Source organism: Ottowia sp. SB7-C50, from assembly GCF_033110285.1.
GTDB lineage: Bacteria > Pseudomonadota > Gammaproteobacteria > Burkholderiales > Burkholderiaceae_C > Ottowia.
The window spans coordinates 1,302,759-1,326,525 of record NZ_CP136995.1 but is presented as its reverse complement, the minus strand read 5'-3'; the positions used below and the strand labels follow the sequence as shown (position 1 = coordinate 1,326,525).

Here is a 23,767-nt window from a genome sequence, read left to right as displayed (position 1 = left end):
CACGAAATCAGTGAAAGGCGCCGATGCGCTTGAGGTCGCCGAAATTCATCCAGATGAAGAACGCCTTGCCGACGATGTTGCCGTCGGGCACGAAGCCCCAGAAGCGCGAATCGAGTGAATTGTCGCGGTTGTCGCCCATGACGAAATAGCTGCCCTCGGGCACCTTGCAGGTGACACCCTCGACGCTGTAGCGGCAGTTGTCCTTCTGGCGGAAGTCGTACGCACCGGGAACAAAGGCAGGCCGGCGCTCGTCCACGATGATGCGGTGGTTCCGGGCGCCCAGCTGCTCGTCGAACTGCTTGAAGTATTCCATCGTCGATTCGTCGAAAAAATCGGACGCCGGCGCCGTCGCCACGGGCTGGCCGTTGATCTTCAGCTGCTTGTTCAGGTAGGCCACTTCGTCGCCCGGCAGACCGACCACGCGCTTGATGTAGTCCACGCTGGGCTGCGGCGGGTAGCGGAACACTACCACGTCACCCCGCTGCACCGGCTTGCCGTCGGTGACGCGCGTGTTGATCACCGGCAGCTTCAGGCCGTAGGTGAATTTGTTCACCAGGATCAGATCGCCCACCAGCAGGGTCGGGATCATCGAGCCGGACGGGATCTTGAACGGCTCGAACACAAACGAACGCAGCAGAAACACCACCAGGATCACCGGAAACAGGCCGGCCGTCCAGTCCAGCCACCAGGGCTGCGCCAGCACCTTGGCGCGCGCGCCGTCCAGGTCGCCCTGGTCGACCTGGGTGATGCCCTGTGCGGCCAGGTCGGTGCGGCGCTGGTCGGCCTGGGCCTGCAGCGCGGCGGCGGCGGCGCGGCGGCGCGGCAGAAAGACGAACTGCTCGGCCAGCCAGTAGATGCCCGTGACGACCACCGCCATGAACAGCAGCAGCGCGAAGTTGCCTTCGATGGCGCCCATGTACCACGCGGTGCCGTAGCCCAAGAAGGCGGCCAGAATGATCGCGGTCAGAAACGGCATCAATCCTCCACCTGCAGGATGGCCAGGAAAGCCTCCTGTGGCACCTCGACCGAACCGATCTGCTTCATGCGCTTCTTGCCTGCTTTCTGCTTTTCCAATAGCTTGCGTTTTCGGGAGATGTCACCACCGTAACATTTTGCCAGCACGTTCTTGCGCAGCGCCTTGATGTTCTCGCGCGCGATGATGGCGGCCCCGATGGCCGCCTGGATCGCAACGTCGAACTGCTGGCGGCTGATGATCTCGCGCATCTTGGCCGCCACCGCACGGCCGCGGTACTGCGCCTGGCTGCGGTGCACGATGATGGACAGCGCGTCGACCTTTTCGCCGTTGAGCAGGATGTCGACCTTGACCACGTCGGACGGCCGGTATTCCTTGAACTCGTAGTCCATCGACGCATAGCCGCGGCTGACCGACTTCAGCTTGTCGAAGAAGTCCAGCACGATCTCGCCCAGCGGCAGCTCGTAGGTCAGCATCACCTGCCGGCCGTGGTAGGCCATGTTCAGCTGCACGCCGCGCTTCTGGTTGGCCAAGGTCATCACGGGGCCGACGTAGTCCTGCGGCATGTACAGGTGCACGGTGACGATCGGCTCGCGGATCTCCTCGATCTTGCCCTGGTCGGGCATCTTGGACGGGTTCTCGACCATGATCACTTCGCCGTCGGCCTTCTCGACCTCATACACCACGCTGGGCGCGGTGGTGATCAGGTCCTGGTCGAATTCGCGCTCCAGACGCTCCTGCACGATCTCCATGTGCAACAGGCCCAGGAAGCCGCAGCGGAAGCCGAAACCCAGCGCCTGGCTGACCTCAGGTTCGAAGTGCAGCGACGCGTCGTTGAGCTGCAGCTTCTCCAGGCTGTCGCGCAACTGGTCGTACTGGTTGGCCTCGGTCGGGTACAGGCCGGCAAACACCTGCGGCTGGATCTCCTTGAAGCCCGGCAGCGCCTGCTCGGCCGGCCCCAGGTTGTTGGGCAGCTTCTTTTCCAGCGTGATGGTGTCACCCACCTTGGCGGCCTTCAGCTCCTTGATGCCGGCGATGATGTAGCCCACCTCGCCCGCCTGCAGCGCCTCGCGCGGCTGCTGCGCTGGCGTGAAGACGCCCAGATTGTTCGCCTCGTAGGCGGCGCCGGTGGCCATCATCTTGAAACGTTCGCCCTTCTTCAGCTGGCCGTCGACCACGCGCACCAGCATCACGACGCCCACGTAGGCGTCGAACCAGCTGTCGATGATCATGGCGCGCAGCGGCGCGTCGGGCTGGCCGCGCGGCGGCGGCACCTTGGCCACGATCTGCTCCAGCACGTCGTCGATGCCCATGCCTGTCTTGGCCGAAATGGCGATCGCTTCGCTGGCATCGATGCCGATCACGTCCTCGACCTCGGCCTTGGCGCTCTCGGGGTCGGCCTGCGGCAGATCCATCTTGTTGAGCACGGGCAGCACCTCGACGCCAAGGTCGAGCGCGGTGTAGCAGTTGGCGACGGTCTGCGCTTCGACGCCTTGCGAGGCATCGACCACCAGCAGCGCGCCTTCGCACGCCGACAGCGATCGCGAGACCTCGTACGAGAAGTCGACGTGGCCGGGCGTGTCGATCAGGTTGAGGTTGTAGACCTGCCCGTCGCGCGCCGTGTATTGCAGCGCGGCGGTCTGCGCCTTGATGGTTATCCCCCGCTCCTTCTCGATGTCCATCGAGTCGAGCACCTGCTCGCTCATCTCGCGATCGGACAGGCCGCCGCAGCGCGCGATGAGGCGATCAGCGAGCGTGGACTTGCCATGGTCGATGTGCGCAATGATTGAAAAATTTCTGATGTGATCCATCAACGAACCAAGGCAAGTAATTGAATTACCGAACGGCCCACACGAAAAAAGGGCGCGTCAGAGATATGACGCGCCCTCAACCAACAATCTATGGCAACTGCGATAGTTGGGACTTCATTGTAGGCAAAAACGCCCCGGCCGAACTCTCGCATACGCCACCGCATCGTCGTTGCGGCGCCGCAACGGAAAATTATCAACAGATTATCAACAAGAATTTTGGGACAACGTTGGGACAAGTCGTGCAGGGGCTGTGGACTGCCGGTGGATGACCCGCTGGCGTGCCACATCGTGGTGGATTGCCGGCCCCATATTCATTCCAACCCCTGTTTACTCCCCGAATTCTATCCAATCGCGTATGTGGAGTGCCGGGGCCCCCGGCTCAACTGGCAGTGATGCCACCGCCAAGCCAAGCCCCGGTGTCGCGAAAAAGCCCGTAAATCCGATGAGCCCATGGGGTCTTTCGGGCCGGCCGCCGCTCAACGCGTCGGGCGAATCAGCACGTACTGCACGAGCTCGCCGCGCTGCACCAGCATGTTGATCGTCTTGCTGCGGTCGGCCTTCGCCACGGCGGCTTCGAACTCGCGCACGTTGCCGACCTCGGCGTTGCCCACCGACAGGATCACGTCGCCTTCGCGCAGGCCGGCGCGCGCGGCGGCGTCTGCCGCGGCCTCGACGCGCACGCCGCGCTTGACCTTCATCTCACGCTTTTGCGCGTCGGTCAGTTCGTTCACCGTGATGCCCATGGCCTGCGCGGCACCGGCCGACTTGGGCGCGTCGCTGCCACGCGCGGCCGGACGGCGCGCCACCTGTTCGGGCTCCAGCTCTGCCACGGTGATGGTCAGGTCGCGCGGCTGGCCGCGACGGTACACGGTGATCGCGCTGCGCGAGCCGGGCTTGGTGTTGCCCACCATGCGGGGCAGGTCCGATGCCTTGTCGATGGGCCGGCCCTCGAAGCGCGTGATGATGTCGCCCGCTTCGACGCCTGCCTTCTCGGCGGGCGAGCCGCTTTCGACGCTGCGCACCAGCGCGCCCTGCGCCTTGGCCAGGCCGATGGATTCGGCCACTTCGCGCGTGACTTCGGCGATTTGCACGCCGATGCGCCCGCGCGTGACCTTGCCCGAGGCGCGCAGTTGCTCGCTCACGCGGATGGCTTCGTCGATGGGAATGGCAAACGATATGCCCATGAAGCCACCCGAACGCGAATAGATCTGGCTGTTGATGCCCACGACTTCGCCGCGCATGTTGATCAGCGGGCCGCCGGAGTTGCCGGGGTTGACGGCGACGTCGGTCTGGATGAAGGGCAGGTATTCGCCGGTGTCGCGCTGCTTGGCGCTGACGATGCCGGCCGTGACCGTGTTTTCGAGCCCGAACGGCGAGCCGATCGCCATCACCCATTCACCCACGCGCAGACGATTGACGTCGCCCATGCGCACCGAGGGCAGGCCCGTGGCCTCGATCTTGACCACCGCCACGTCGGTGCGCTTGTCGGCACCCACGATGCGGGCCTTGAATTCGCGCTTGTCGGTCAGCGTGACCAGCACCTCGTCCGCGCCGTCGACCACGTGGGCATTGGTCATCACGAAGCCGTCGGGCGAAATCAGGAAGCCCGAGCCGACGCCGCGCGGCGCCTCGCGTTCGGACGGCTCCTGCGGCGCCTGGCGCGGCCCAGGCTGGCGCGGGGTGTTGGGCATGGGGATGCCAAAGAAGCGGCGCAGCAGTTCCTGCATCTCGTCGTCTCCGCCACCGCCACGCGAACCGGCACTGCGCACGCGCTCCATGGTGCGGATATTCACCACCGCGGGGCTGACCTGATCGACCAGGTCGGTGAAGTCAGGCAGGCCGCGCACCGAAGGCGCGACCGGCACCGCCGACTGCGCCACGGCCTGCGTCGGCACGGCCAGCGAGCCCAGGGTGAGCAATGGCGCGATCAACACGGCCGCGCCCAGGTTCTTCATTTTCAACATGCGTAGTCCCGTTCTTGTCTTGTGCCGCCTGCGGTGACCGGCACCGCATGGCAGCCCATGCCGCATCAGGGGCGGCGTTCGATACCCTGCAAGAAAGCTTTCAGCGTGGCCGGCGGCACTTCGCCCACCGCCGTGACCCACCAGTCGCCCCCGCGGTCGGCCACGCGCCGCGTCATGGTGTGGGTGGCGCCCAGCACGGCCAAGCCTTCGCGGTCATGGCGCTCGCGCTCAAAGGGCTGCATGAACAGCGACACGGTCGCCAAGCCATCCGAAAACACCCACTGCACCACCGAAGTGACCGGCGACACCGGGCGCCGATAGCAGCTCTGCGGCTGGAAGCCCGGCACGCCAGCCTTCAGCCGCCAGCCTTCCGCTTCGGGCGTGGTGCGCACGCGCTCGGCCTTGGTGACGCGGTAGCCTTCGGTGCTGCCCATCATCTGGCGCAGCTTGTCGGCCTGCACCGGCGCGTTGAGCTGCAATTCAGAGAACGCGGCCTGCTCCAGCACGTGGCCGCTGGCATCGAGCGTCTGCGTCTTGACGACCAGTCCGGTGCGCTTCTCGCTCCAGATTCGATAGCCAAAGCGCCAGTCGTCGCGCGGCTGCAGCACGACAATGTCGGCATCGAAACCAGCCACACGGCCCTGGCCCACTTCGTTGGCGGCGTAGTAGTCGGCCGTCTTGAAGCCCTGGCCGTTGTTGAGCAGGTTCGGGAACACGCCCCCCCGTTTCGCCCTGGTCCATGCGGACGACGCGCGATTCGGGCAGGAAGGTCACCACAGCTTCGTTGCGGCGGAAGGTGGAGCGCGGCACGCCGGTCAGCGCCTCGACGCGCTCCATCTGCACATCGCCTTCGCAGACGTGCCAGATGCGGGACGAAGACATCGCACCCGCGGCCGACGACACCACGAAGGTGCCCACGTAGGAAGGCACGCGCGACGCCTGCTGCAGGCGCACCAGCCATTCGGCAATGCTGCGCTGGGGAGGCCCGACCGAGCGATCGACCGCGCCGCCGAACTGCGCCGCTGGCTGCGCACCCGCCACGGCCAGCAGGCCGCTGACGCACCAGCCCAGCGCGACCAGCCCTAACCGGCGCGAGCCGGGCCGCCCGCCCATGCCACTGACAACCGCCGTGCTCAACGCCCGGGGCCCTCGAAGGTGGCGTTGCGCAAGAAGCCGGCGGCGTTGCCCAGCGCCGAGGCGCCGGCGGTCTGGCGATGTGCGGCCAGCAGCTCGTCCAGTCGCGCATCGCGCAGCATGACCGCGGCAGCGGGTTCGGACGCGGTCGCCAGCGTCGCCTGAGGCGCAGCCATCAGCGTCACGACCTGCGTGGGCGCGCCGGACGGGCCCTGCGCCAGTTGCGCGCCCATGCCCGGCTGCGGGCCGATGCCACCCATCACGCCCCAGCCGATGGCTGCGACGGCGGCAAACGACGCCAGGCCGGCCACCATCTTCCAGCGGAACACGCCATCGTTGGCAGCCGGGCGGGCGACATCGCGCGTGTCCAGGGGGCGCGCTGCCGGCACCACGGCCACCGGGCCGGTTTCTTGCGCCAGGCGCGCGCTGAGGCGGCTGACGAAAGCGCTGTCGCGCCCGCAGGCGGCCAGGTCGGACGATCGCAGCACGTCGCCCACCAGGTGGTAGACCTGCCAGCATTCGCGCGCTTCGGCGGAGTCCATCATGCGCAGGGCCTTGCCGGCTTCGGCGCCCTGCAGGTGCCCGTCCATCAGGGCCGACAGCGTTTCACGATCCAGTTGTGCTTGCACTTGATTCTTCATGATGGATCACCATTCCCAGTCAAACCCGCCCACCTCACCAACGCTTGCCTGTCTGATAGCTCAGCAAGGGCTTGACCCTGGCTGAAATGGCCTCGCGCGCCCGGAAAATCCGCGAGCGCACGGTACCGATCGGGCAATTCATGGCTTCCGCAATCTCTTCGTAGCTCAGGCCTTCGATCTCGCGCAGGGTGACGGCCTGGCGCAAATCCTCGGGCAGAGCCTCCATCGCGGCGTTGACTGCGGCCGCGATTTCGCGTGCCGCCAGTTCAGACTCCGGCGTGGATTCCGAGGTTAGTTCGTTCTCGCGCCGGGAAGTTTCATCGTCGTCGTCGCTGGACTGCAGGGCGGCCTCGGTCACGATGGGGTCGCGCTTCATTTCCATCAGCGACTTCTTGGCCGTGTTGACGGCGATGCGGTAGAGCCAGGTGTAGAACTGGGCGTCGCCGCGGAACTGGTGCAGCGCCCGCCAGGCGCGGATGAAGGTTTCCTGCGCGATATCGGGCACCAGGTCGACGTCGCGCACCATGCGGCCGATCAGCCGCTCGATGCGGCGCTGGTACTTGATCACCAGCAGCTCGTAGGCGCGCTGGTCGCCCGCGGCCGCGCGCTCGACCAGCAGCGCGTCGCTGTCGGTGGGGGCTGGCGGGGGGGGCGGCTGGTGTGGTCACGAAAAACCCAGGGTCAAAACGACGACGCGCCCGTCATCAGGCGCGTTCGGCATCGGCGTCGCGCAGTCGGGCGCGGTCCGTCGATGACTGCGGCAAATATAGCGCACAGCGCAGCAGGTGCCAGCGCGCCGGGTCGGCCGAAGCCTGCGCCCACAGCCATGTGCCGCGCGGCTCGCCCGGCGCCGTGAACCACAGCAGCATCCAGCGCTGGGCGTCCAGCCGGACCTGCAAGCGCGCATCGTCGCCGCCCTGCTCCAGCGGCTGCCCGGGCACGCCCAGCCACCAGCATTCGCCGTCCCAGCGCAACTCGCGGCCGATCTGCCGCCGCCAGAACCAGCCCAGCGCCGCACTGGCGACCACGCAGGATGCTATCAATACAGAAGCTATCAGCGCTTGACCAGCGCGCGCTGAGGGCCAAAAAAGCATCAGGAAAGCAGCCGTCCAGCCGAGTGCACCCAGAGCGATCAACGCCATGCCCAGCGCGGCAGAACGCCCGACGGGGTACTTGACGGCAGGCGCGTCAGGCAACGATTACTCCGCAATCGAGCGCAGCGGCGACGGCGGGCGCGACCGCCATGAATAGATGAACGGCGTCAGACGCGCTTGAACACCAACGAGCCGTTGGTGCCGCCAAAGCCGAAATTGTTTTTGAGCGCGTAGTCCATCTTCACGTCACGGGCGGTGTTGGCGCAGTAGTCCAGGTCGCATTCCGGGTCCTGGCTGAAGAGGTTGATGGTGGGCGGCACCTTCTGCTCGTGCAGCGCCAGCACGGTGAACACGCTTTCGATGCCGCCGGCGCCGCCCAGCAGGTGGCCGGTCATCGACTTGGTGGAACTGACCACCGTCGCCTTGGCATGATCGCCCAGCGCGGCCTTGATGGCGTTGGATTCGTTGATGTCGCCCAGCGGCGTGGACGTGCCGTGCGCGTTGACGTAGCCGATCTGGTCGGCGTTGACGCCGGCATTGCGCAGCGCGCCGAGCATGGCGCGGCGCGGGCCGTCCATGTTGGGCGCCGTCATGTGGCCGGCATCGGCGCTCATGCCGAAGCCCGCCAGTTCGGCGTAGATTTTGGCGCCGCGCGCCTTGGCATGTTCGTATTCTTCGAGCACCAGGATGCCGGCGCCCTCGCCCAGCACGAAGCCGTCGCGGTCCTTGTCCCACGGGCGCGACGCGGTCTGGGGGTCGTCGTTGCGGGTGGACAGCGCGCGCATGGCGGCAAAGCCGCCGACGCCCAGCGGCGACACGGTGGACTCGGTGCCGCCGGCCACCACGATGTCGGCGTCACCGTATTCGATGAGGCGACCGGCTTCGCCGATGCAGTGCAGGCCGGTGGTGCAGGCGGTGGCGATGGCCAGGTTGGGGCCGCGAAAGCCGAACTTCATCGACACGTGGCCCGCCACCATGTTGACGATGGAGGCCGGAACGAAGAAGGGCGAAATGCGGCGCGGCCCGCGCGATGCGCATTCGGTCTGCGTCTCCTCGATCATCGGCAGGCCGCCGATGCCGGAGCCGATCACGCAGCCGATGCGGTGGGAAGCCTCTTCATCCAGCGCCTCGCCCGTGGCCAGGCCGGCGTCACGCACCGCCTCGGCGGCGGCCACGATGCCGTAATGGATGAAGGTGTCCATGGTGCGCGCTTCTTTCGCCGAGATGTGCGGCGAAATATCCAGCCCCTTCACCTCGCCGGCAATGCGGCTGGCGAAGGCGCTGGTGTCGAAACGCGTGATGTGATCGATGCCCGAGCGGCCGGCCAGCAGGCTGGCCCAGCTCTGTGCCACCGAATTGCCCACGGGGCTGACGCAGCCAAGGCCCGTCACGACAACGCGGCGTCGATTCATGGTCTTCCGATCCTGGTGTGCTTTCTCTGGTCAGGCCCCGCTGGGCGGTTCGCCGCGCCGACTCGCGCCGGCACGCGCGCCACTGGGCACCTGACTGACGGCCCCCATCGCAGGGGGCAGACCGTCGAACTCAGGCCTTCTTGCTGTTGGCGTAGTCGATGGCGGCCTGCACCGTCGTGATCTTCTCGGCGTCCTCGTCCGGGATCTCGATGCCGAACTCGTCTTCGAGCGCCATCACCAGTTCCACCGTGTCGAGCGAGTCGGCACCCAGATCGGCCACGAAAGCCTTTTCGTTGGTGACTTGCGACTCTTCCACGCCGAGTTGCTCGGCGATGATTTTCTTGACACGTGCTTCGATATCACTCATGGGGTCCCTCTGAGGGTGATGAAAAAATGGATTTTACCCGCGCTTACAGCACGCCCGGGCGGCGCGCCCCGGCGCAGCGGTCAGTGCGAATGGTATACGCATCAGGCCATGAACATGCCGCCGTTGACGTGCAGCTCCTGCCCCGTCACGTAGCCCGCCTCGGGCCCGGCCAGGTAGGCCACGGCGGCGGCGATGTCGGCCGGCTGGCCCAGGCGGCCGAGCGGGATCTGCGCGGCCAGCGTTTTCTGCTGTTCTTCGCCCAGCGCGGCGGTCATGTCGGTGGCGATGAAGCCGGGCGCAACGCAGTTCACGGTGATGCCGCGGCTGCCCAGTTCGCGCGCCAGCGCGCGCGTCATGCCCGCCAGGCCGGCCTTGGCGGCGGCGTAGTTGGCCTGCCCCGGATTGCCCGACGCGCCCACCACGCTGGTGATGCTGACGATGCGGCCGTAGCGCTGCTTCATCATGGGGCGCATGACGGCGCGCGACAGGCGGAACACCGCCTTGAGGTTGGTGTCCAGCACGGCGTCCCAGTCGTCGTCCTTCATGCGCATGGCCAGCTGGTCGCGCGTGATGCCGGCATTGTTGACCAGCACGTGCAGCGCGCCGTGCTGCTTGACGATGCCGTCGATCAGCGCCTCGGACGCGGCCGCGTCGTTGACATTGAGTGCCACGCCCCGGCAGTCGGGGTAGGCCGCCAGCGCGGCGCTGATCTTGCCGGCGCCGTCTTCGGTGGTGGCGGTGCCGATCACCTTCATGCCGCGCGCGGCCAGCGCCTGCGCAATGGCCGCGCCGATACCGCGCGTGGCGCCCGTCACCAGGGCCACCTGGCCCGCGGAACTCACTTCACTCATGTCTCTCGTCCCCCAAGAATTCAGCCGCCGCCGGCGCGCGGCGATGTCGTGGTTGTCAGCTCACCTGCGCCTTGACCTCGGCCAGCGTGGCCGGGTCGTACATCGCCAGGCCGGTCAGTTCGGCGTCGATGCGCTTGGTCATGCCGGCCAGCACCTTGCCCGGGCCGCATTCGACCAAGGTGGGCAGGCCCATGGCCTTGATCTTGCGCACGCATTCGACCCAGCGCACCGGGCCGAAGGCCTGGCGATACAGCGCGTCGCGGATGCGGTCGGCCTCGTCCTCGATGGCGACGTCGATGTTGTTGACCACCGGAATCTGGGGCGTGGCGAAAGCGACGTCGGCCAGCGCGGCCTTCAGGCGTTCGGCGGCGGGCTTCATCAGGCTGGAATGGAACGGCGCCGACACCGGCAGCGGCAGCGCGCGCTTGGCACCCATGCCCTTGAGCACTTCGCAGGCCTTGTCGACCGCCGCCTTGGTGCCGGCGATCACCGTCTGCACCGGGTCGTTGAAGTTGACGGCTTCGACCACTTCAGTGCCATTTGCGCCCATGGCGCCCGTCACTTCTTCGCAGCCAGCTATCACTTTTGCAGCATCCAGCCCCAGGATGGCGGCCATGGCGCCGGTGCCGACGGGCACGGCCTCCTGCATGGCGCGGGCGCGCAGGCGCACCAGCGGCACCGCGTCGGCCAGCGCCAGCGCGCCCGAGGCGACCAGCGCCGAATATTCGCCCAGCGAATGGCCGGCCACGGCCGCCGGCAGCGCCCCGCCCTCGGCGCGCCAGGCGCGCCAGGCCGCCACGCCCGCCACCAGCATCACCGGCTGGGTGTTGGTGGTCAGCGCCAGGTCTTCCTTGGGGCCGCCCGCAATCAGCGCGCCGATGTCCTCGCCCAGCGCGTCGGACGCCTCCTGCAGGGTGTCGCGCACGGCCGGGTGGTCACCCCAGGCGTCCAGCATGCCCACGGATTGCGATCCCTGGCCCGGAAATACGAAGGCGATGGGTTTCATGGCACTCGACTCGAAAGAATGATTAAAAACAGGCGTCAGCGCTTGCGCATCAACGCGCTACAGCTACAGATTCAGAAGCACCGCACCCCAGGTGAAGCCGCCGCCCACACCTTCGAGCAGCAGCGTCTGCCCGGGCTGGATCTTGCCGCTGCGCACGCCGTGGTCCAGCGCCAGCGGAATCGACGCGGCCGAGGTATTGCCGTGGTCCTGCACGGTGACGATGACCTTGTCGACCGGCAGGTGCAGCTTCTTGGCCGTGCCCATCATGATGCGCAGGTTGGCCTGGTGCGGGATGAGCCAGTCGATGTCGGATTCCTGCTTGCCGGCCTTGGCCAGCACGGCGCGCGCCGCCTTGTCGAGCACGCCCACGGCCAGCTTGAACACGGCCTGGCCGTCCATCTTGAGCACCGGATCGCCCAGCACCTGGCCGCCCGATACGTGGCCCGGCACGCACAGGATGTCGACGTACTTGCCGTCGGCGTGCAGGTCGGTGGCCAGGATGCCGGGGGTGTCGCTGGCTTCCAGCACCACGGCACCCGCGCCGTCGCCAAACAGCACGCAGGTGGTGCGGTCGCTCCAGTCGAGGATGCGGCTGAACACTTCGGCGCCGATCACCAGCGCGCGGCGCGCCGTGCCATTGGCGATCAGCGCGTCGGCCACCGTCAGCGCGTAGACGAAGCCGCTGCACACGGCCTGCACGTCGAACACCGGGCAGCCAGCCATGCCCAGCTTGTGCTGCACGATGGCGGCGGTGGACGGAAACACCATGTCCGGCGTGGACGTGGCGACGATGATCAGGTCGATGTCGGACGGCTGCAGTCCGGCAGCCTGCAGCGCGGCGCGCGCGGCCGGCACGGCCAGCTCGCTGGCCGGCACGTCGGGCGCGGCAAAGTGGCGCGCCCGGATGCCGGTGCGCTCGACGATCCATTCGTCCGAGGTTTCGATGCCCCGCGTGGCCAGCTCGGCCGCCAGATCGGCGTTGGTCACGCGGCGCGGCGGCAGGTAGCTGCCGGTGCCGGTGATGCGGGAAAAGCGTTTGCTCATGGGATCTCTTGTGGTCATGGCCGCGCCGGGGGTCAGGTGGCGGACTCGGTGCGCGCCGCAGGCGGCGCCAGCAGCGGCGCGGCGTGGGCGATGCGCTGCTGCACGCGCGCCAGCAGCTGGTGGCTGGCGGCATCATACGCGCGCGCCAGCGCCTGTTCGAAGGCCAGCGCGTCGGCCGAACCGTGGCTCTTGAACACCAGGCCGCGCAGGCCCAGCAACGCGGCGCCGTTGTAGCGGCGGTGGTCCAGGCGCCTCTTCAGCGCCATGAGCACCGGGTACGACACCGCGGCGCACAGCTTGGTCAGCAGGTTGCGGCTGAATTCCTCGCGCAGGAACTGGTTGATCATCTGCGCCAGGCCCTCGCTGGTCTTGAGCGCCACGTTGCCGACGAAGCCGTCGCACACCACGATGTCGGCCGTGCCCTTGAAGATGTCGTTGCCTTCGACGTTGCCGACGAAGTTGAGGTCGCCCGCGGCGGCGGCGGCGCGCAGCAGTTCGCCCGCGCGCTTGATCTCGTCGCTGCCCTTGATCACCTCTTCGCCGATGTTGAGCAGGCCCACGGTGGGGCGATCCTCGTTCTTCAGCACCGACACCAGCGCCGAGCCCATGACGGCGAACTGCAGCAGGTGCTCGGCCGTGCAGTCGACGTTGGCGCCCAGGTCGAGCACGGTGGTGGCGCCGCCCTTGGCGTTGGGCATCTGGGTGGCGATGGCCGGGCGCTCGATGCCGTCCAGCGTCTTCAGCAGGTAGCGCGCAATGGCCATCAGCGCGCCGGTGTTGCCGGCCGACACCGCCGCCTGCGCCGCGCCGTCCTTCACCTGCTGGATCGCCACGCGCATGGACGAATCCTTCTTGCGGCGCAGCGCGACCTCGACGGCATCGTCCATGGTGACGACCTCGGTCGCGGGCACCACGCGGGCGCGCTCGTGGGTGAAGCCGGCCAGCGCGGCCGGCTGGCCGACCAGGATCAGCTGCGCATCCGGCCGCTGATCGAGGAACTGGCGACAGGCCGGCAAGGTGGCCTGGGGGCCGTGGTCGCCCCCCCATGCAATCAACGGCCAGAACGATCATGCGCGCACCAGGAAAAAACCGTGCCGCCACCGCGCGGCGACACAAAACACCGTACCCAGAAACACCAAAGGCCCGGGGCTACGCGGGGTAGCGCCGGGCCTGGCCATCCTATTGACATATGCAACGTGGGCGCGTCACGCGCTGGCGCGTGCGCCTCGCCGCATCAGGCTTCGGTCTTGGGCTTGATGACCTGGCGACCGCGGTAGAAGCCGTTGGGGCTGATGTGGTGGCGCAGGTGGGTTTCGCCGGTGGTCGGCTCGACGGCGATGCCCGGCGTGGCCAGGGCATTGTGCGAACGGTGCATGCCGCGCTTGGACGGCGACTTCTTGTTCTGTTGAACGGCCATGATGGCTCCTTAAGCGATGTTGGCGGCCCGCCGCCAGCCACAAGGCCCGCGCAAACCGGTGTTGGATGGAATCAAACCGCGCCGCGCGCCCGTACAAAGGGCGCCCGCATGACGCGAAGCCCACGATTATAGCCAGAAAACCGCGCTGCGACACCCACTTGCGCACTGCCGCGCCTGGGCGTCTGCGCGGCAGATTCCTGGTCAACCGCCCTTGGGCTTGTCCTTCAGCGCCGCCAGCGCCGCGAACGGGTTGACCTTGTCGACCTGCGGGGCGTCGAAGTCGGCGCTCTGCGCGCTCAACCGGACGTCGGCAGGGCAGGCATCGTGCCGCGGCACCAGCGGCAGCGCCATCAGCAGTTCGTCCTCGATCAGCGCGTGCAGGTTGAAGTCGGGCGCGGCCACCAGCACGTCGTCGTCAGACTCGTCGTCCAGCGCGCTGGCGCGGTCCTCGTCGTCGACGAACACGAAGTGCCGGTCGACGGTGACGGGCGTCTCCACCTCGCCCATGCAGCGCTGGCAGGTCAGCGGCAAGCTGGCGTCGGCGCGCAGGTGGATCGCCGGGCGCAGGCTGCCGTCGATGGCCTTACGCTCGCCGCCGTCGGCTTGCCAGTTCACGGTCAAATTGGCCGCTGGCGCTTGCAGCTCTTGCGCCAGGCGCTCATATTTTTGCAGCGAATCGGTGCCCGCCAGATGCCCGTGCAGACGCGCGAATGCCGCCACGTCCAGCCGCCGTGCGTCAAAGGTCTTGCTCATGCGGGCAGTGTAAGAGAATCGGCGTCATGTCATTGGATGCCAACCCCGCCGCTGGCGCGCGCCCGCTGGTGCTGGGCTCGACGTCGCCCTACCGGCGCGAACTGCTGGCGCGGCTGCGTCTGCCCTTTACCACCAACGCCCCGCGCGTCGACGAAACACCCCAGCCCGGCGAAGCCCCCGCAGCGCTGGCCCGCCGGCTGGCGCTGGCCAAGGCGCGCGAAGTTGCCGCGCGCCACCCGCAGGCCGTCGTCATCGGCAGCGACCAGGTGGCCGACCTGGCCGGGCAGCCGCTGGGCAAACCGGGCACGCACGAACGCGCGGTGGCGCAACTGCGCGCCATGCGGGGGCAAACGGTGATCTTCCAGACCGCGCTGGCGGTGGTGTGCGCCGACAGCGGCTTCGAGCAGAGCGATCTGGCCGCCGTCGAGGTGCGCTTTCGCGACCTGCCGGACGACGAGATCGAGCGCTACCTGCGCGCCGAGCAGCCTTACGACTGCGCCGGCAGCGCCAAGAGCGAAGGGCTGGGCATCGCGCTGCTCGACGCCATCCACAGCGACGACCCGACAGCGCTGGTCGGGCTGCCGCTGATCCGCACCGCGCGCCTGCTGCGCGCCGCCGGGCTGCGCCTGCCATGAGCGCGATGCCGCCGCGTGGCCGCCTGTATCTGGTGCCGGCGCCGCTGGACCACGGTTGCGACGTGCAGGTGCCGCTGGCCGACGTGCTGCCGGCCGGCACCATCGCCCAGGCCGCCGCCCTGACCCATTGGGTGGCCGAAAACGCCAAGTCGACGCGCGCCCTGCTCAAGCGCATCGACGCCGTGCAGCCGCTGGCGCAGCCGATCCAGGCGCAGCACATCGCCGAACTGCCGCGCGACGTGCACAAGAAGGGCGACCACCAGCCCGCCGGCGGGTGGGACGCGCGCCCGCTGCTCGCGCCCGCGCTGCAGGGCCACGACATGGGCCTGGTCAGCGAAGCCGGCATGCCCGCGGTGGCCGACCCGGGCAGTTCGGTGGTGCGCGCCGCGCATGCGCTGGGCATCGAGGTGGTGCCGCTGGTCGGCCCGGTGTCCCTGCTGCTGGCGCTGGCCGCCAGCGGCCTGAACGGCCAGGACTTCGCCTTCATGGGCTATCTGCCGCAGGACGGCGCCGAGCGCGCCCGGCAGATCCAGGACATGGCCCGTGCGGTGCAGAAAAGCGGGCAGACGCGCATCCTGATCGAGACACCCTACCGCAACCAGGCCCTGCTGGCCGCGCTGGTCGCCGGGCTGGAGCCCGGCCTGCGCCTGGCCGTGGCCACCGGCCTCACGCTGCCCAACGCCCGCACGCGCAGCGCCACCGTAGCCGACTGGCGGCGCGGCGGCATGACGGTCGAAAACAAGGTGCCGGCGGTGTTTCTCGTCGGCCGCGGCTGATGCCCGCTCGCCGCGCCGCCGCCCATGCCTGACCACCCGCCCGCACCGCCATCGGCCGATCTGGCGGCGGCCGTGCAATTGCACCAGCAAGGGCAGTTGCACGCAGCCGAAGCGGCCTACCAGGCCATCTCCGTCGCGCGATAGCATCGAGGTTGCATCCAGAGTGCAGCGCGCGCCAGGGCCTGCAGCCCGAAAGCTTCGACGTGCCGGCGCTGCCGAATTAGCCTTACTGCCAGGACAAGGACCGCAGCGCGCGCGCCATGCCAGCGCCGGCCGATGCGCCGACACGGGTGGCAAAGCGCTCCAGCAGGTCCGTCTTGTTGGTGTAGTCGACCAGCTTCGCGGCCTTGACGACGTCGCGCGCCACGCCATCCAGGCTGCCCAGCTGATCGGCCAGGCCCAGTTGCACCGCCTGCTCGCCGGTCCAGAACAGGCCGCTGAACATCTCGGGCGATTCCTTCAGCCGGTCGCCACGGCCCTGGCGCACGACGGTGATGAACTGCTGATGAATCTGGTCGAGCATGCGCTGCGCGTGCTCGCGCTGGCGGTCGGACTGCGGGCTGAACGGGTCGAGAAAGCCCTTGTTCTCGCCGGCGGTCAGCAGGCGCCGCTCGATGCCCAGCTTGTCCAGCGTGCCGACAAAACCGAAGCCGTTGATCAGCACGCCGATGCTGCCCACCAGGCTGGCCTTGTCGACAAAGATCTTGTCGCTGGCCACGGCGATGTAATAGGCCGCCGACGCGCAGCTTTCCTCGACCACGGCGTACACCGGCTTGCCGTGCAGCTTGCGCAGCCGCAGGATCTCGTCGTGGATCAAGCCGGCCTGCACCGGGCTGCCGCCCGGCGAATTGATGAGCAGCACCAGCGCCTTGGCGCCCCTGTCTTCCATGGCGCTGCGCAGCGCGGGCAGCACGTATTCGGCACTGCCCTCGCCTTCGTCGGCGATCTCGCCCTTGATGGAGACCATGGCGGTGTGCGGCCGCATGCTGCCGGCCGAGCCGCCGGGCATGTCGTCGGGCAGCAAGGCCCAGACCAGCGCGCCGACCAGCAGCATCCACACCACGTTGCGGAACATGCGCCAGCGCCGCGCCGCGCGGCGTTCGCGCACGTCGGCCAGCAGCAGCTTTTCGATGGTTTCGCGCTCCCAGGACGTGGCCTTGGCGGTCGGGGTTACTTCGTTTTCCATAGCAATCTTTGCAATCAGTTCGGGCGGCAGGGGCGATTCTGGCGCGTGAATGTGACAGGGGTGACCGGCCCGGCCGTCAGAAGTCCAGCGGCTGCAGCAGGTAGCTGGTCTGCCAGTGCACCACGCCGTCGTACTCGTTCAGCTCGACCTTCACCAGCCCGCCGCGGCACGGCCCGCCGGCGCAGGCGCCGGTGTTGGGCGCATAGGCGGCGCCGTGCGTGGCGCACAGCAGCCAGCGCCCGGTGTCGTCGAAGAAGCGGTTCTCCTGGTAATCCAGTTCCATGGCCACGTGGGTGCAGCGGTTCAGATAGGCGTGCACCCGCCCCTCGTAGCGCACGGCAAAGGCGCGCAGGGTCTGGCCGCCGTAGACCACGTCAAAGGGCACCGCCAGGCCGCCTTCCTGCAGGTCGGCGCTGTGGCACAGCGGAATTTCGGGGTAGGCGGCGTCGGTCATGGCAGGCGGTGGCTCGCGCGTCAGGCGTGGTCGATCAGCCAGCGGTGCAGATCGGCGGTGGAATGGGCGATGTGCAGGGGCCGCAGCGCGTGAAACTCGTCCGTGGCGTGCGCACCGTAGCTGACGCCGACGCTGGCACAGCCGGCGTTCGCGGCCATCTGAAGGTCGTGCGTGGTGTCGCCGATCATCAGCGTGCGTTCGGGCTCGACGCCGAACTCGCGCATCAGCTCGTGCAGCATGCGCGGATGGGGCTTGCCGGCGGTTTCGTCCGCGGTGCGCGAGCCGTCGAAGATGCCGTGCAGCTGGCGCGAGGCCAGCACGTCGTCCAGCCCGCGCCGGCTCTTGCCGGTGGCCACGGTGAGCCAGTGGTGGCGCGCCTTCAGGTCGGCCAGCATGGGCAGCACGCCGTCGAACAGGCTGATGTCGTGCTGCGTGGCCAGGTAGTGGTGGCGGTAGCGCTCGCCCAGCAAGGGGTATTTTTCTTTCGGCACATCGGGCGCGGCGTGCGCCAGCGCCGGCATCAGCGCCATGCCGATGACGTAGGACGCGGCCGCGTCGGTGGGCTTTTGGCCGCCGACGTCCAGCACGGCCTGCTGGATGCTGCGCACGATCAGCGCGGTCGAATCGAACAGCGTGCCGTCCCAGTCGAAGGCGATCAGGTCGAATTGGCGTGGTCGCGTGGTCATGGTGCGGAATGTTGCTTTGAAAAAGAGAGCAGATCGGCGGGCAGCGGCGCCTTCAGCTCGATCGTCTCGCCGCTGGCCGGGTGGGTGAACCGCAGACGCCAGGCGTGCAGAAACATGCGCTTCAGCCCCTGCTTCTGCAAGGCCTTGTTGCGCTCGAAATCGCCGTACTTGTCGTCGCCGGCAATCGGATGCCCCTGCGACGCCAGGTGCACGCGGATCTGGTGCGTGCGGCCCGTCTTGATGGTCACTTCGAGCAGCGTCAGGCCGGCCAGGCGCTCACGCACCTTCACCAGCGTAATGGCGCGCATGCCGTCCGGGTCGCCCGGCGCCACCACCTTCACGCGGCGTTCGCCTTCGCCCTCGCCGGTTGGCAGCACGTATTTGTGCAGTGGCTGGTCGATCACCTTCAGCCGCTCGGGCCAGTCGCCCAGCACCAGCGCCAGGTAGGTCTTGCCGGTTTCGCGGCCGCGAAACTGGTCCTGCAGGTGCTTGAGCGCGCTGCGCTTGCTGGCCAGCAGCAGGATGCCGCTGGTCTCGCGGTCCAGGCGGTGCACCAGCTCCAGGAAGCGCGCACCGCCCGGCTGACCGTAGTGGCGCGCGCGGCGCAGTTGCTCGATGACGCCAAAGCTCACGCCCGAGCCGCCGTGCACGGCCACGCGGGCGGGCTTGTCGATGGCGATGAGGTGGTCGTCCTCCAGCAGCACCGGAAACTCGCGCGCTGGCGCGGCCTGTGCATCATCCCCGGCGGCGCGCTCGCTCACCCTGACCGGGGGCACACGCACCACATCGCCCTCGGCCACGCGGGTGTCGGCGGCGGCGCGGCCCTTGTTCACCCGCACCTCGCCCGAGCGGATGATGCGGTAGACGTGCGTCTTGGGCACGCCTTTCAGGTGGCGGATGAGGAAGTTGTCCAGCCGCTGGCCCGCCGATTCGTCGCCCACGGTCAACCAGGTCACATCGGGTTTGACCGGGGTACCGGCGGGCGGCGCTGGCGCACCTATAATGCGATTCACTGGCAACCGGCCCTAAGTGGTTGAATTTGAAGTGGAAGTCATACCCGAGAAGGGGAGTTTAGTTCCACCCACCGCCGATCAGCCGGCCAGTAACCCTAGTCGATGCCATCTGCGCACAAAGAAAGCGCCCTGCCCTGCATTCCATGGGCAGCCCGCAAACCAAAACGCAGACCGGGCCGACGCACTGAAACATACGAACACGGAATACCCAAGCCGGCAGACCTCACCCCTTGCAGACAAGGTGGCAGGTCTTCCGGTCGGATCAAGGCGAGACTCGACGTGCTGATGCTGTGGATTGCAACGCTCTGGCGCTGGCTGTGGCCCGCGCCTTTGTCGTTGGATCGGCGGCCAGCCCGCATGCCACGCGGCTTGTCTGCTTCAAATCTTGAAGCACCTCTGCGTCCGGCCCCGCTCGCCCATCTGCACGCGCCACCGCCTGACCGCGGCCGCTGAACACACACTCTGTTCAGCGGCCGGATAGAGCGCCCCCCGCGCCTGCCGCCGTCAGCTTTCCAGCGCCTTCCGTTCGTTCTGCCGTTTCTGCGCGCCGTCCCTGGCATTCGGGGCCCCCAGGGGCCATGGACAGTATTGAACAAAAGGACAGCGCATCATGAAACGGATGCTGATCAACGCCACGCAGGCCGAAGAACGCCGCCTGGCGATCGTCGATGGACAGAAACTGCTCGATTACGAGATCGAGATCGAAGGGCGCGAACAGCGCAAGGGCAACATCTACAAGGCGGTGGTGACGCGCGTCGAGCCGTCGCTGGAAGCCTGCTTTGTCGACTACGGCGAAGAGCGCCACGGCTTTCTGCCGTTCAAGGAAATCTCGCGCCAGTACTTTGCCGAAGGCGTGTCGGTCAGCCAGGCGCGAATCAATGACGTCATCAAGGAAGGCCAGGAGCTTCTCGTCCAGGTCGAGAAGGAAGAGCGCGGCAACAAGGGCGCGGCGCTGACCACCTTCGTCAGCCTGGCCGGCCGCTACGTGGTGCTGATGCCCAACAACCCGCGCGGCGGTGGCGTCAGCCGCCGCATCGAGGGCGAGGACCGCGCCGAGCTGAAAGAGGCGATGGACCAGCTCGAATACCCGAAAGGGATGAGCATCATCGCCCGCACCGCCGGCATCGGGCGCAGCGCGCCCGAACTGCAGTGGGACCTGAACTACCTGCTGAAGCTGTGGGACGCCATCGATGGCGCCGCCAAGGCCAGCAAGGGCGCCTTCCTGATCTACCAGGAAAGCAACCTGGTCATCCGCGCCATCCGCGACTACTTCAACAGCGACATTGGCGACATCCTGATCGACACCGACGACGTGTACGAGCAGGCGCACCAGTTCATGAGCCACGTGATGCCCGAGCAGGCATCGCGCGTCAAGCGCTACCGCGACAACGCGCCGCTGTTCAGCCGCTTCCAGATCGAGCACCAGATCGAAAGCGCCTACAGCCGCACCGTGACGCTGCCCTCCGGCGGCGCCATCGTCATCGACCACGCCGAAGCGCTCGTCGCCATCGACGTCAACTCGGCCCGCGCCATCAAGGGCGGCGACATCGAGGAGACCGCCACCCGCACCAACCTGGAAGCCGCCGACGAAGTGGCGCGCCAGATGCACCTGCGCGACCTGGGCGGCCTGATCGTGATCGACTTCATCGACATGGAAGAGGCCAAGAACCGCCGCGAGGTCGAAAACCGCCTGCGCGAAGCGCTGCGGCAGGACCGCGCCCGCGTGCAGTTCGGCAGCATCAGCAAGTTCGGCCTGCTGGAGATGAGCCGCCAGCGCCTGAAGCCCGCCCTGAGCGAAGGCGCCTCCATCCCCTGCCCGCGCTGCGGCGGCTCCGGCCACGTGCGCGACACGGAATCATCGGCGCTGCAGATCCTGCGCATCATTCAAGAAGAATCGATGAAGGACAACACCGCCGCCGTCAACGTGCAGGTGCCGGTGGAAGTGGCCTCGTTCCTGCTGAACGAAAAGCGCCCCGAGATCGCCAAGATCGAGCTCAAGCAGCGCGTCAACGTCACCCTGGTGCCCAACAAGACGCTGGAAACGCCGCACTACAAGCTGGAGCGCCTGAAGCACGACGACCCGCGCCTGGACGACATCGACGCCAGCTACAAGATGGCCGAGGAGTTCGAGGACCCGACCACCGTCACCCGCCGCAGCCAGGAGCCGACCAACAAGCAGCAGCCCGTCATCAAGGGCGTGCTGCGCGACACGCCGGCGCCCGCCATCGAGCCGAAGCCCAAGGCCGAGCCGGTGGCCGCCGCGCCCGTGGCGGTGCCTGTGCCCGCCCCGGCCGCGCCCGTGGCCGCACCTGCCGGCCTGATGGGCTGGCTGAAGAACCTGTTCGGCATGTCGCCACCGCCCGCGCCCGTGGTGGCGCCCGCACCGGCGCCGACGCCTGCCGCGGCACCGGCCAGCGAAAAGCGTGAAGGCCGCGACGGTGAACGCCGTGGCGGACGAGGCGGCCGCGGTGGCCAACGCGGCGAAGGCCGTGGCAGCGACGAGCGCCGGGCCGACGGCCAGGGCGAATCGCGCGGCGGCCAACGCGACGGCAGCCGCCGCAACGGTGAACGCAGCGACCGTGGCCCACGTGGCGACCGCCAGGGCCCGCGCGACCGCCGCGACGCAGCGCCGCAAGACGCCGCCGCCTTGTCGTCGGGCGAATCCGCCGCGACCGACATGGCCGTGGCCGACGCCCGCCCGCCGCGCGGTGAACGCAGCGAGCGGGGCGAAGGCCGCCGTGGCCGGGGTGGCGAAGGCCGCCGCGAGCGGGGCGAGCGCACCGAACGCGCCGAAGGCCAGCCGCAGGACGAACTGGCCGCGACCGCGCTGAATGCCGCCGCGCTGCCCGAAGGCGCGCCGACGCACGACGCCCCAGGCGACGGCCAGCCCGGCGAGGAGCGGCGCGAACGCCGCTCGCGCGACCGCTACGGCCGCGACCGGCGCGACCGCCGCGACGAGCGCCCCGCCGAGCTGCCGGGCAGCGTGTCGGCCGACGGCACGGTGGTTGCCAAGGCCGCCCCGGCTGAGACGGACGACAGCGCGCCGCGGTCGTACTTTGCGCGCAGCGCAGAGGCCGCCGCCGCGTCCGCCGGTTCTGCCGCGCCTATCGCGTCTGTCGCACCCGCCGCGCCGATCATTTCAGAGGAAAAACCCGCCCCAGCGCCCGCCCCTGCAGCGCCGGCAGCTATGCCTTTGGAAGCACCTGCCGCCGCCGTGTCACCCGCCCCGGCCGCCAGCCCGGCGCCGCGCGGCATGCCGCGCGTGACATCGTTCGCGCTGCCGCTGGGCGAACTGGACGCCCTGGCGACGTCGGCCGGCCTGCAATGGGTCAATTCCGACGCCGACAAGGTCGCCAGTGTGCAGGCCGCCATCGCCGCCGAGCCGCGCCCCATCCACGTGCCGCGCGAGCGCCCGCCGCTGGTGGAGCTGGACGAAGGCCCGCTGGTGCTGGTCGAAACCCGCAAGGACCTGCGCCAGGTCACCCTGGCGTTCGAAGCCGAACAGGCCAGCGCGCCGCACTGACGCTGACGGACGTGCAGCGTCCAGAGGCCGGCCCGGGTTCGCCCTGGCCGGCTTTTTTACGCCCTGCAGCAGGCGCCGAGCACCCGTTGGGGGCGGACAGCCGACGCCCGTTTGGTGTAGGCTGATGGGTTGGCAGGCCGCTCGCTGACCTGCGGCGCGGTCCATGCCGGGGCGTCTGCGGCCCGCCATAGACGCCGGCTAAAGATAGATTAGCCAAAATGAATCGTCGATTCAATAGCTTGAATCTATAATTCACCCATTCCATCGATCTTTCATCAACCAAGGAGAACAAGCATGTCCCTGATCAACACCAAGGTCCAGCCCTTCAAGACCCAGGCCTTCCACAACGGCAAGTTTGAGGAAGTGACCGAGAAGAACTTCTCCGACGGCAAGCACTGGTCGGTTGTGATCTTCATGCCCGCCGCCTTCACCTTCAACTGCCCGACCGAGATCGAAGACGCGGCCGACAACTACCCCGAGTTCCAGAAGGCCAACGCCGAGGTCTACATCGTCACCACCGACACGCATTTCAGCCACAAGGTGTGGCACGAAACGTCGGCCGCCGTGGGCAAGGCCAAGTTCTTCCTGGTGGGCGACCCCACGCACCAGCTGACCAAGGCCTTCGACGTGCACATCGCCGAAGAAGGCCTGGCCCTGCGCGGCACCTTCATCATCGACCCTAGCGGCACGATCAAGACCATGGAAGTGCATTCCAACGAAATCGCCCGTGACGTGAAAGAGTCGGTGCGCAAGCTGAAGGCCGCCCAGTACACCGCGGCCCACCCGGGCGAAGTCTGCCCCGCCAAGTGGAAAGAAGGCGAGAAGACGCTGAAGCCTTCCATCGACCTGGTCGGAAAAATCTGACCCACCCCGAAGCGAGCGTTGCTCGCCTCCCCTTGAGGGGCGCATCCAGTGGTCGGGCCAAGCCCGCTCCACGGATGCCTCGACCGACAGTCGATACGCCACGCCCCGGATGCCAGCCGAACGGCGACAGGGCGCGCGCGCCTTGCCGTTCGGTTTTTTATTG

At 68.0% G+C, this 23,767-nt stretch carries 22 protein-coding genes and 2 pseudogenes; 4 read left to right on the top strand and 20 right to left on the bottom strand.

Translation table 11 applies throughout. From position 1 onward, the window contains the following. Positions 1–7 precede the first annotated feature (7 nt). The 16 genes and pseudogenes from lepB to R0D99_RS06275 all read right to left on the bottom strand — a co-directional run bounded on the left by lepB (position 8) and on the right by R0D99_RS06275 (position 14,467). Positions 8–976, bottom strand: a complete 969-nt coding sequence (gene lepB / locus R0D99_RS06350) for a signal peptidase I (protein WP_317750536.1) — start codon at positions 974–976, stop codon at positions 8–10. After that, a complete protein-coding gene (gene lepA / locus R0D99_RS06345; RefSeq protein WP_317750535.1) occupies positions 976–2,784 on the bottom strand; it encodes a translation elongation factor 4 in 1,809 nt (602 codons plus the stop codon). The genes lepB and lepA overlap by 1 nt, the downstream gene beginning before the upstream one ends. Positions 2,785–3,260: 476 nt before the next feature. Next, on the bottom strand, positions 3,261–4,748 hold the full coding sequence (locus tag R0D99_RS06340; RefSeq protein WP_317750534.1) for a DegQ family serine endoprotease: 1,488 nt from the start codon (positions 4,746–4,748) through the stop codon (positions 3,261–3,263). Positions 4,749–4,813: 65 nt separating this feature from the next. Next, positions 4,814–5,464 carry a MucB/RseB C-terminal domain-containing protein gene (locus R0D99_RS06335; RefSeq protein ID WP_317750532.1) on the bottom strand — a complete coding sequence of 217 codons (651 nt, stop codon included), beginning with the start codon at positions 5,462–5,464 and terminating at the stop codon, positions 4,814–4,816. Positions 5,465–5,546: 82 nt separating this feature from the next. Beyond that, a pseudogene (locus R0D99_RS06330) lies at positions 5,547–5,861 on the bottom strand (sigma-E factor regulatory protein RseB domain-containing protein); the annotation flags it as partial. A gap of 20 nt (positions 5,862–5,881) precedes the next feature. Then, entirely contained in the window at positions 5,882–6,523 is a 642-nt protein-coding gene (locus R0D99_RS06325; RefSeq protein ID WP_317750531.1) for a sigma-E factor negative regulatory protein, read from the bottom strand. A 34-nt stretch (positions 6,524–6,557) separates the two neighbouring features. Further along, positions 6,558–7,142, bottom strand: coding sequence for an RNA polymerase sigma factor RpoE (gene rpoE / locus R0D99_RS06320; RefSeq protein WP_317751018.1), 585 nt, complete (start codon positions 7,140–7,142; stop codon positions 6,558–6,560). 85 nt (positions 7,143–7,227) lie between these two features. After that, the gene (locus R0D99_RS06315; protein ID WP_317750530.1) at positions 7,228–7,566 is read right to left on the bottom strand and encodes a hypothetical protein; all 339 of its coding nucleotides are present in this window, start codon (positions 7,564–7,566) and stop codon (positions 7,228–7,230) included. A 218-nt stretch (positions 7,567–7,784) separates the two neighbouring features. Further along, the gene (gene fabF / locus R0D99_RS06310; RefSeq protein ID WP_317750529.1) at positions 7,785–9,029 is read right to left on the bottom strand and encodes a beta-ketoacyl-ACP synthase II; all 1,245 of its coding nucleotides are present in this window, start codon (positions 9,027–9,029) and stop codon (positions 7,785–7,787) included. 130 nt (positions 9,030–9,159) lie between these two features. Next, positions 9,160–9,396, bottom strand: a complete 237-nt coding sequence (gene acpP, locus R0D99_RS06305; protein WP_106703654.1) for an acyl carrier protein — start codon at positions 9,394–9,396, stop codon at positions 9,160–9,162. A gap of 101 nt (positions 9,397–9,497) precedes the next feature. Next, positions 9,498–10,247 carry a 3-oxoacyl-ACP reductase FabG gene (gene fabG, locus R0D99_RS06300; RefSeq protein WP_317750527.1) on the bottom strand — a complete coding sequence of 250 codons (750 nt, stop codon included), beginning with the start codon at positions 10,245–10,247 and terminating at the stop codon, positions 9,498–9,500. A 55-nt stretch (positions 10,248–10,302) separates the two neighbouring features. Next, positions 10,303–11,253 (bottom strand): ACP S-malonyltransferase, encoded by a 951-nt coding sequence (gene fabD / locus R0D99_RS06295; protein WP_317750526.1) that lies wholly within the window; start codon positions 11,251–11,253, stop codon positions 10,303–10,305. 63 nt (positions 11,254–11,316) lie between these two features. Continuing rightward, positions 11,317–12,297 carry a beta-ketoacyl-ACP synthase III gene (locus R0D99_RS06290; protein WP_317750525.1) on the bottom strand — a complete coding sequence of 327 codons (981 nt, stop codon included), beginning with the start codon at positions 12,295–12,297 and terminating at the stop codon, positions 11,317–11,319. Positions 12,298–12,329: 32 nt separating this feature from the next. Beyond that, positions 12,330–13,368 (bottom strand): annotated as a pseudogene (plsX, locus tag R0D99_RS06285) (phosphate acyltransferase PlsX). 163 nt (positions 13,369–13,531) lie between these two features. Continuing rightward, positions 13,532–13,714 carry a 50S ribosomal protein L32 gene (gene rpmF, locus R0D99_RS06280; RefSeq protein WP_317750524.1) on the bottom strand — a complete coding sequence of 61 codons (183 nt, stop codon included), beginning with the start codon at positions 13,712–13,714 and terminating at the stop codon, positions 13,532–13,534. Between the two features lie 201 nt (positions 13,715–13,915). Beyond that, entirely contained in the window at positions 13,916–14,467 is a 552-nt protein-coding gene (locus R0D99_RS06275; RefSeq protein ID WP_317750523.1) for a YceD family protein, read from the bottom strand. 26 nt (positions 14,468–14,493) lie between these two features. On the opposite strand from R0D99_RS06275, the gene R0D99_RS06270 reads away from it, so the two are divergent. Together R0D99_RS06270 and R0D99_RS06265 are read left to right on the top strand one after the other, a co-directional pair. Continuing rightward, complete coding sequence (locus tag R0D99_RS06270) at positions 14,494–15,102, top strand: Maf family nucleotide pyrophosphatase (RefSeq protein WP_317750522.1); 609 nt, start codon at positions 14,494–14,496, stop codon at positions 15,100–15,102. Beyond that, the gene (locus R0D99_RS06265; protein ID WP_317750520.1) at positions 15,099–15,878 is read left to right on the top strand and encodes an SAM-dependent methyltransferase; all 780 of its coding nucleotides are present in this window, start codon (positions 15,099–15,101) and stop codon (positions 15,876–15,878) included. The genes R0D99_RS06270 and R0D99_RS06265 overlap by 4 nt, the downstream gene beginning before the upstream one ends. 226 nt (positions 15,879–16,104) lie before the next feature. On the opposite strand, the gene R0D99_RS06260 is transcribed toward R0D99_RS06265, so the two are convergent. From R0D99_RS06260 to R0D99_RS06245, 4 genes are all read right to left on the bottom strand, one after another. Then, complete coding sequence (locus R0D99_RS06260) at positions 16,105–17,064, bottom strand: S49 family peptidase (protein WP_317750518.1); 960 nt, start codon at positions 17,062–17,064, stop codon at positions 16,105–16,107. A gap of 76 nt (positions 17,065–17,140) precedes the next feature. After that, positions 17,141–17,518, bottom strand: coding sequence for a Rieske (2Fe-2S) protein (locus R0D99_RS06255; RefSeq protein WP_317750517.1), 378 nt, complete (start codon positions 17,516–17,518; stop codon positions 17,141–17,143). A gap of 20 nt (positions 17,519–17,538) precedes the next feature. Next, positions 17,539–18,204: an HAD-IA family hydrolase gene (locus R0D99_RS06250; protein ID WP_317750516.1), complete on the bottom strand. Its 666-nt coding sequence runs from the start codon at positions 18,202–18,204 to the stop codon at positions 17,539–17,541. Continuing rightward, entirely contained in the window at positions 18,201–19,217 is a 1,017-nt protein-coding gene (locus R0D99_RS06245) for an RluA family pseudouridine synthase (protein WP_416365977.1), read from the bottom strand. The genes R0D99_RS06250 and R0D99_RS06245 overlap by 4 nt, the downstream gene beginning before the upstream one ends. Before the next feature lie 610 nt (positions 19,218–19,827). Between R0D99_RS06245 and R0D99_RS06240 the strand changes: the two genes are divergently transcribed. Together R0D99_RS06240 and ahpC are read left to right on the top strand one after the other, a co-directional pair. Continuing rightward, entirely contained in the window at positions 19,828–22,740 is a 2,913-nt protein-coding gene (locus R0D99_RS06240) for an Rne/Rng family ribonuclease (RefSeq protein WP_317750514.1), read from the top strand. Positions 22,741–23,034: 294 nt separating this feature from the next. Further along, positions 23,035–23,604, top strand: a complete 570-nt coding sequence (gene ahpC / locus R0D99_RS06235; protein ID WP_317750513.1) for an alkyl hydroperoxide reductase subunit C — start codon at positions 23,035–23,037, stop codon at positions 23,602–23,604. Positions 23,605–23,767: the final 163 nt, after the last annotated feature.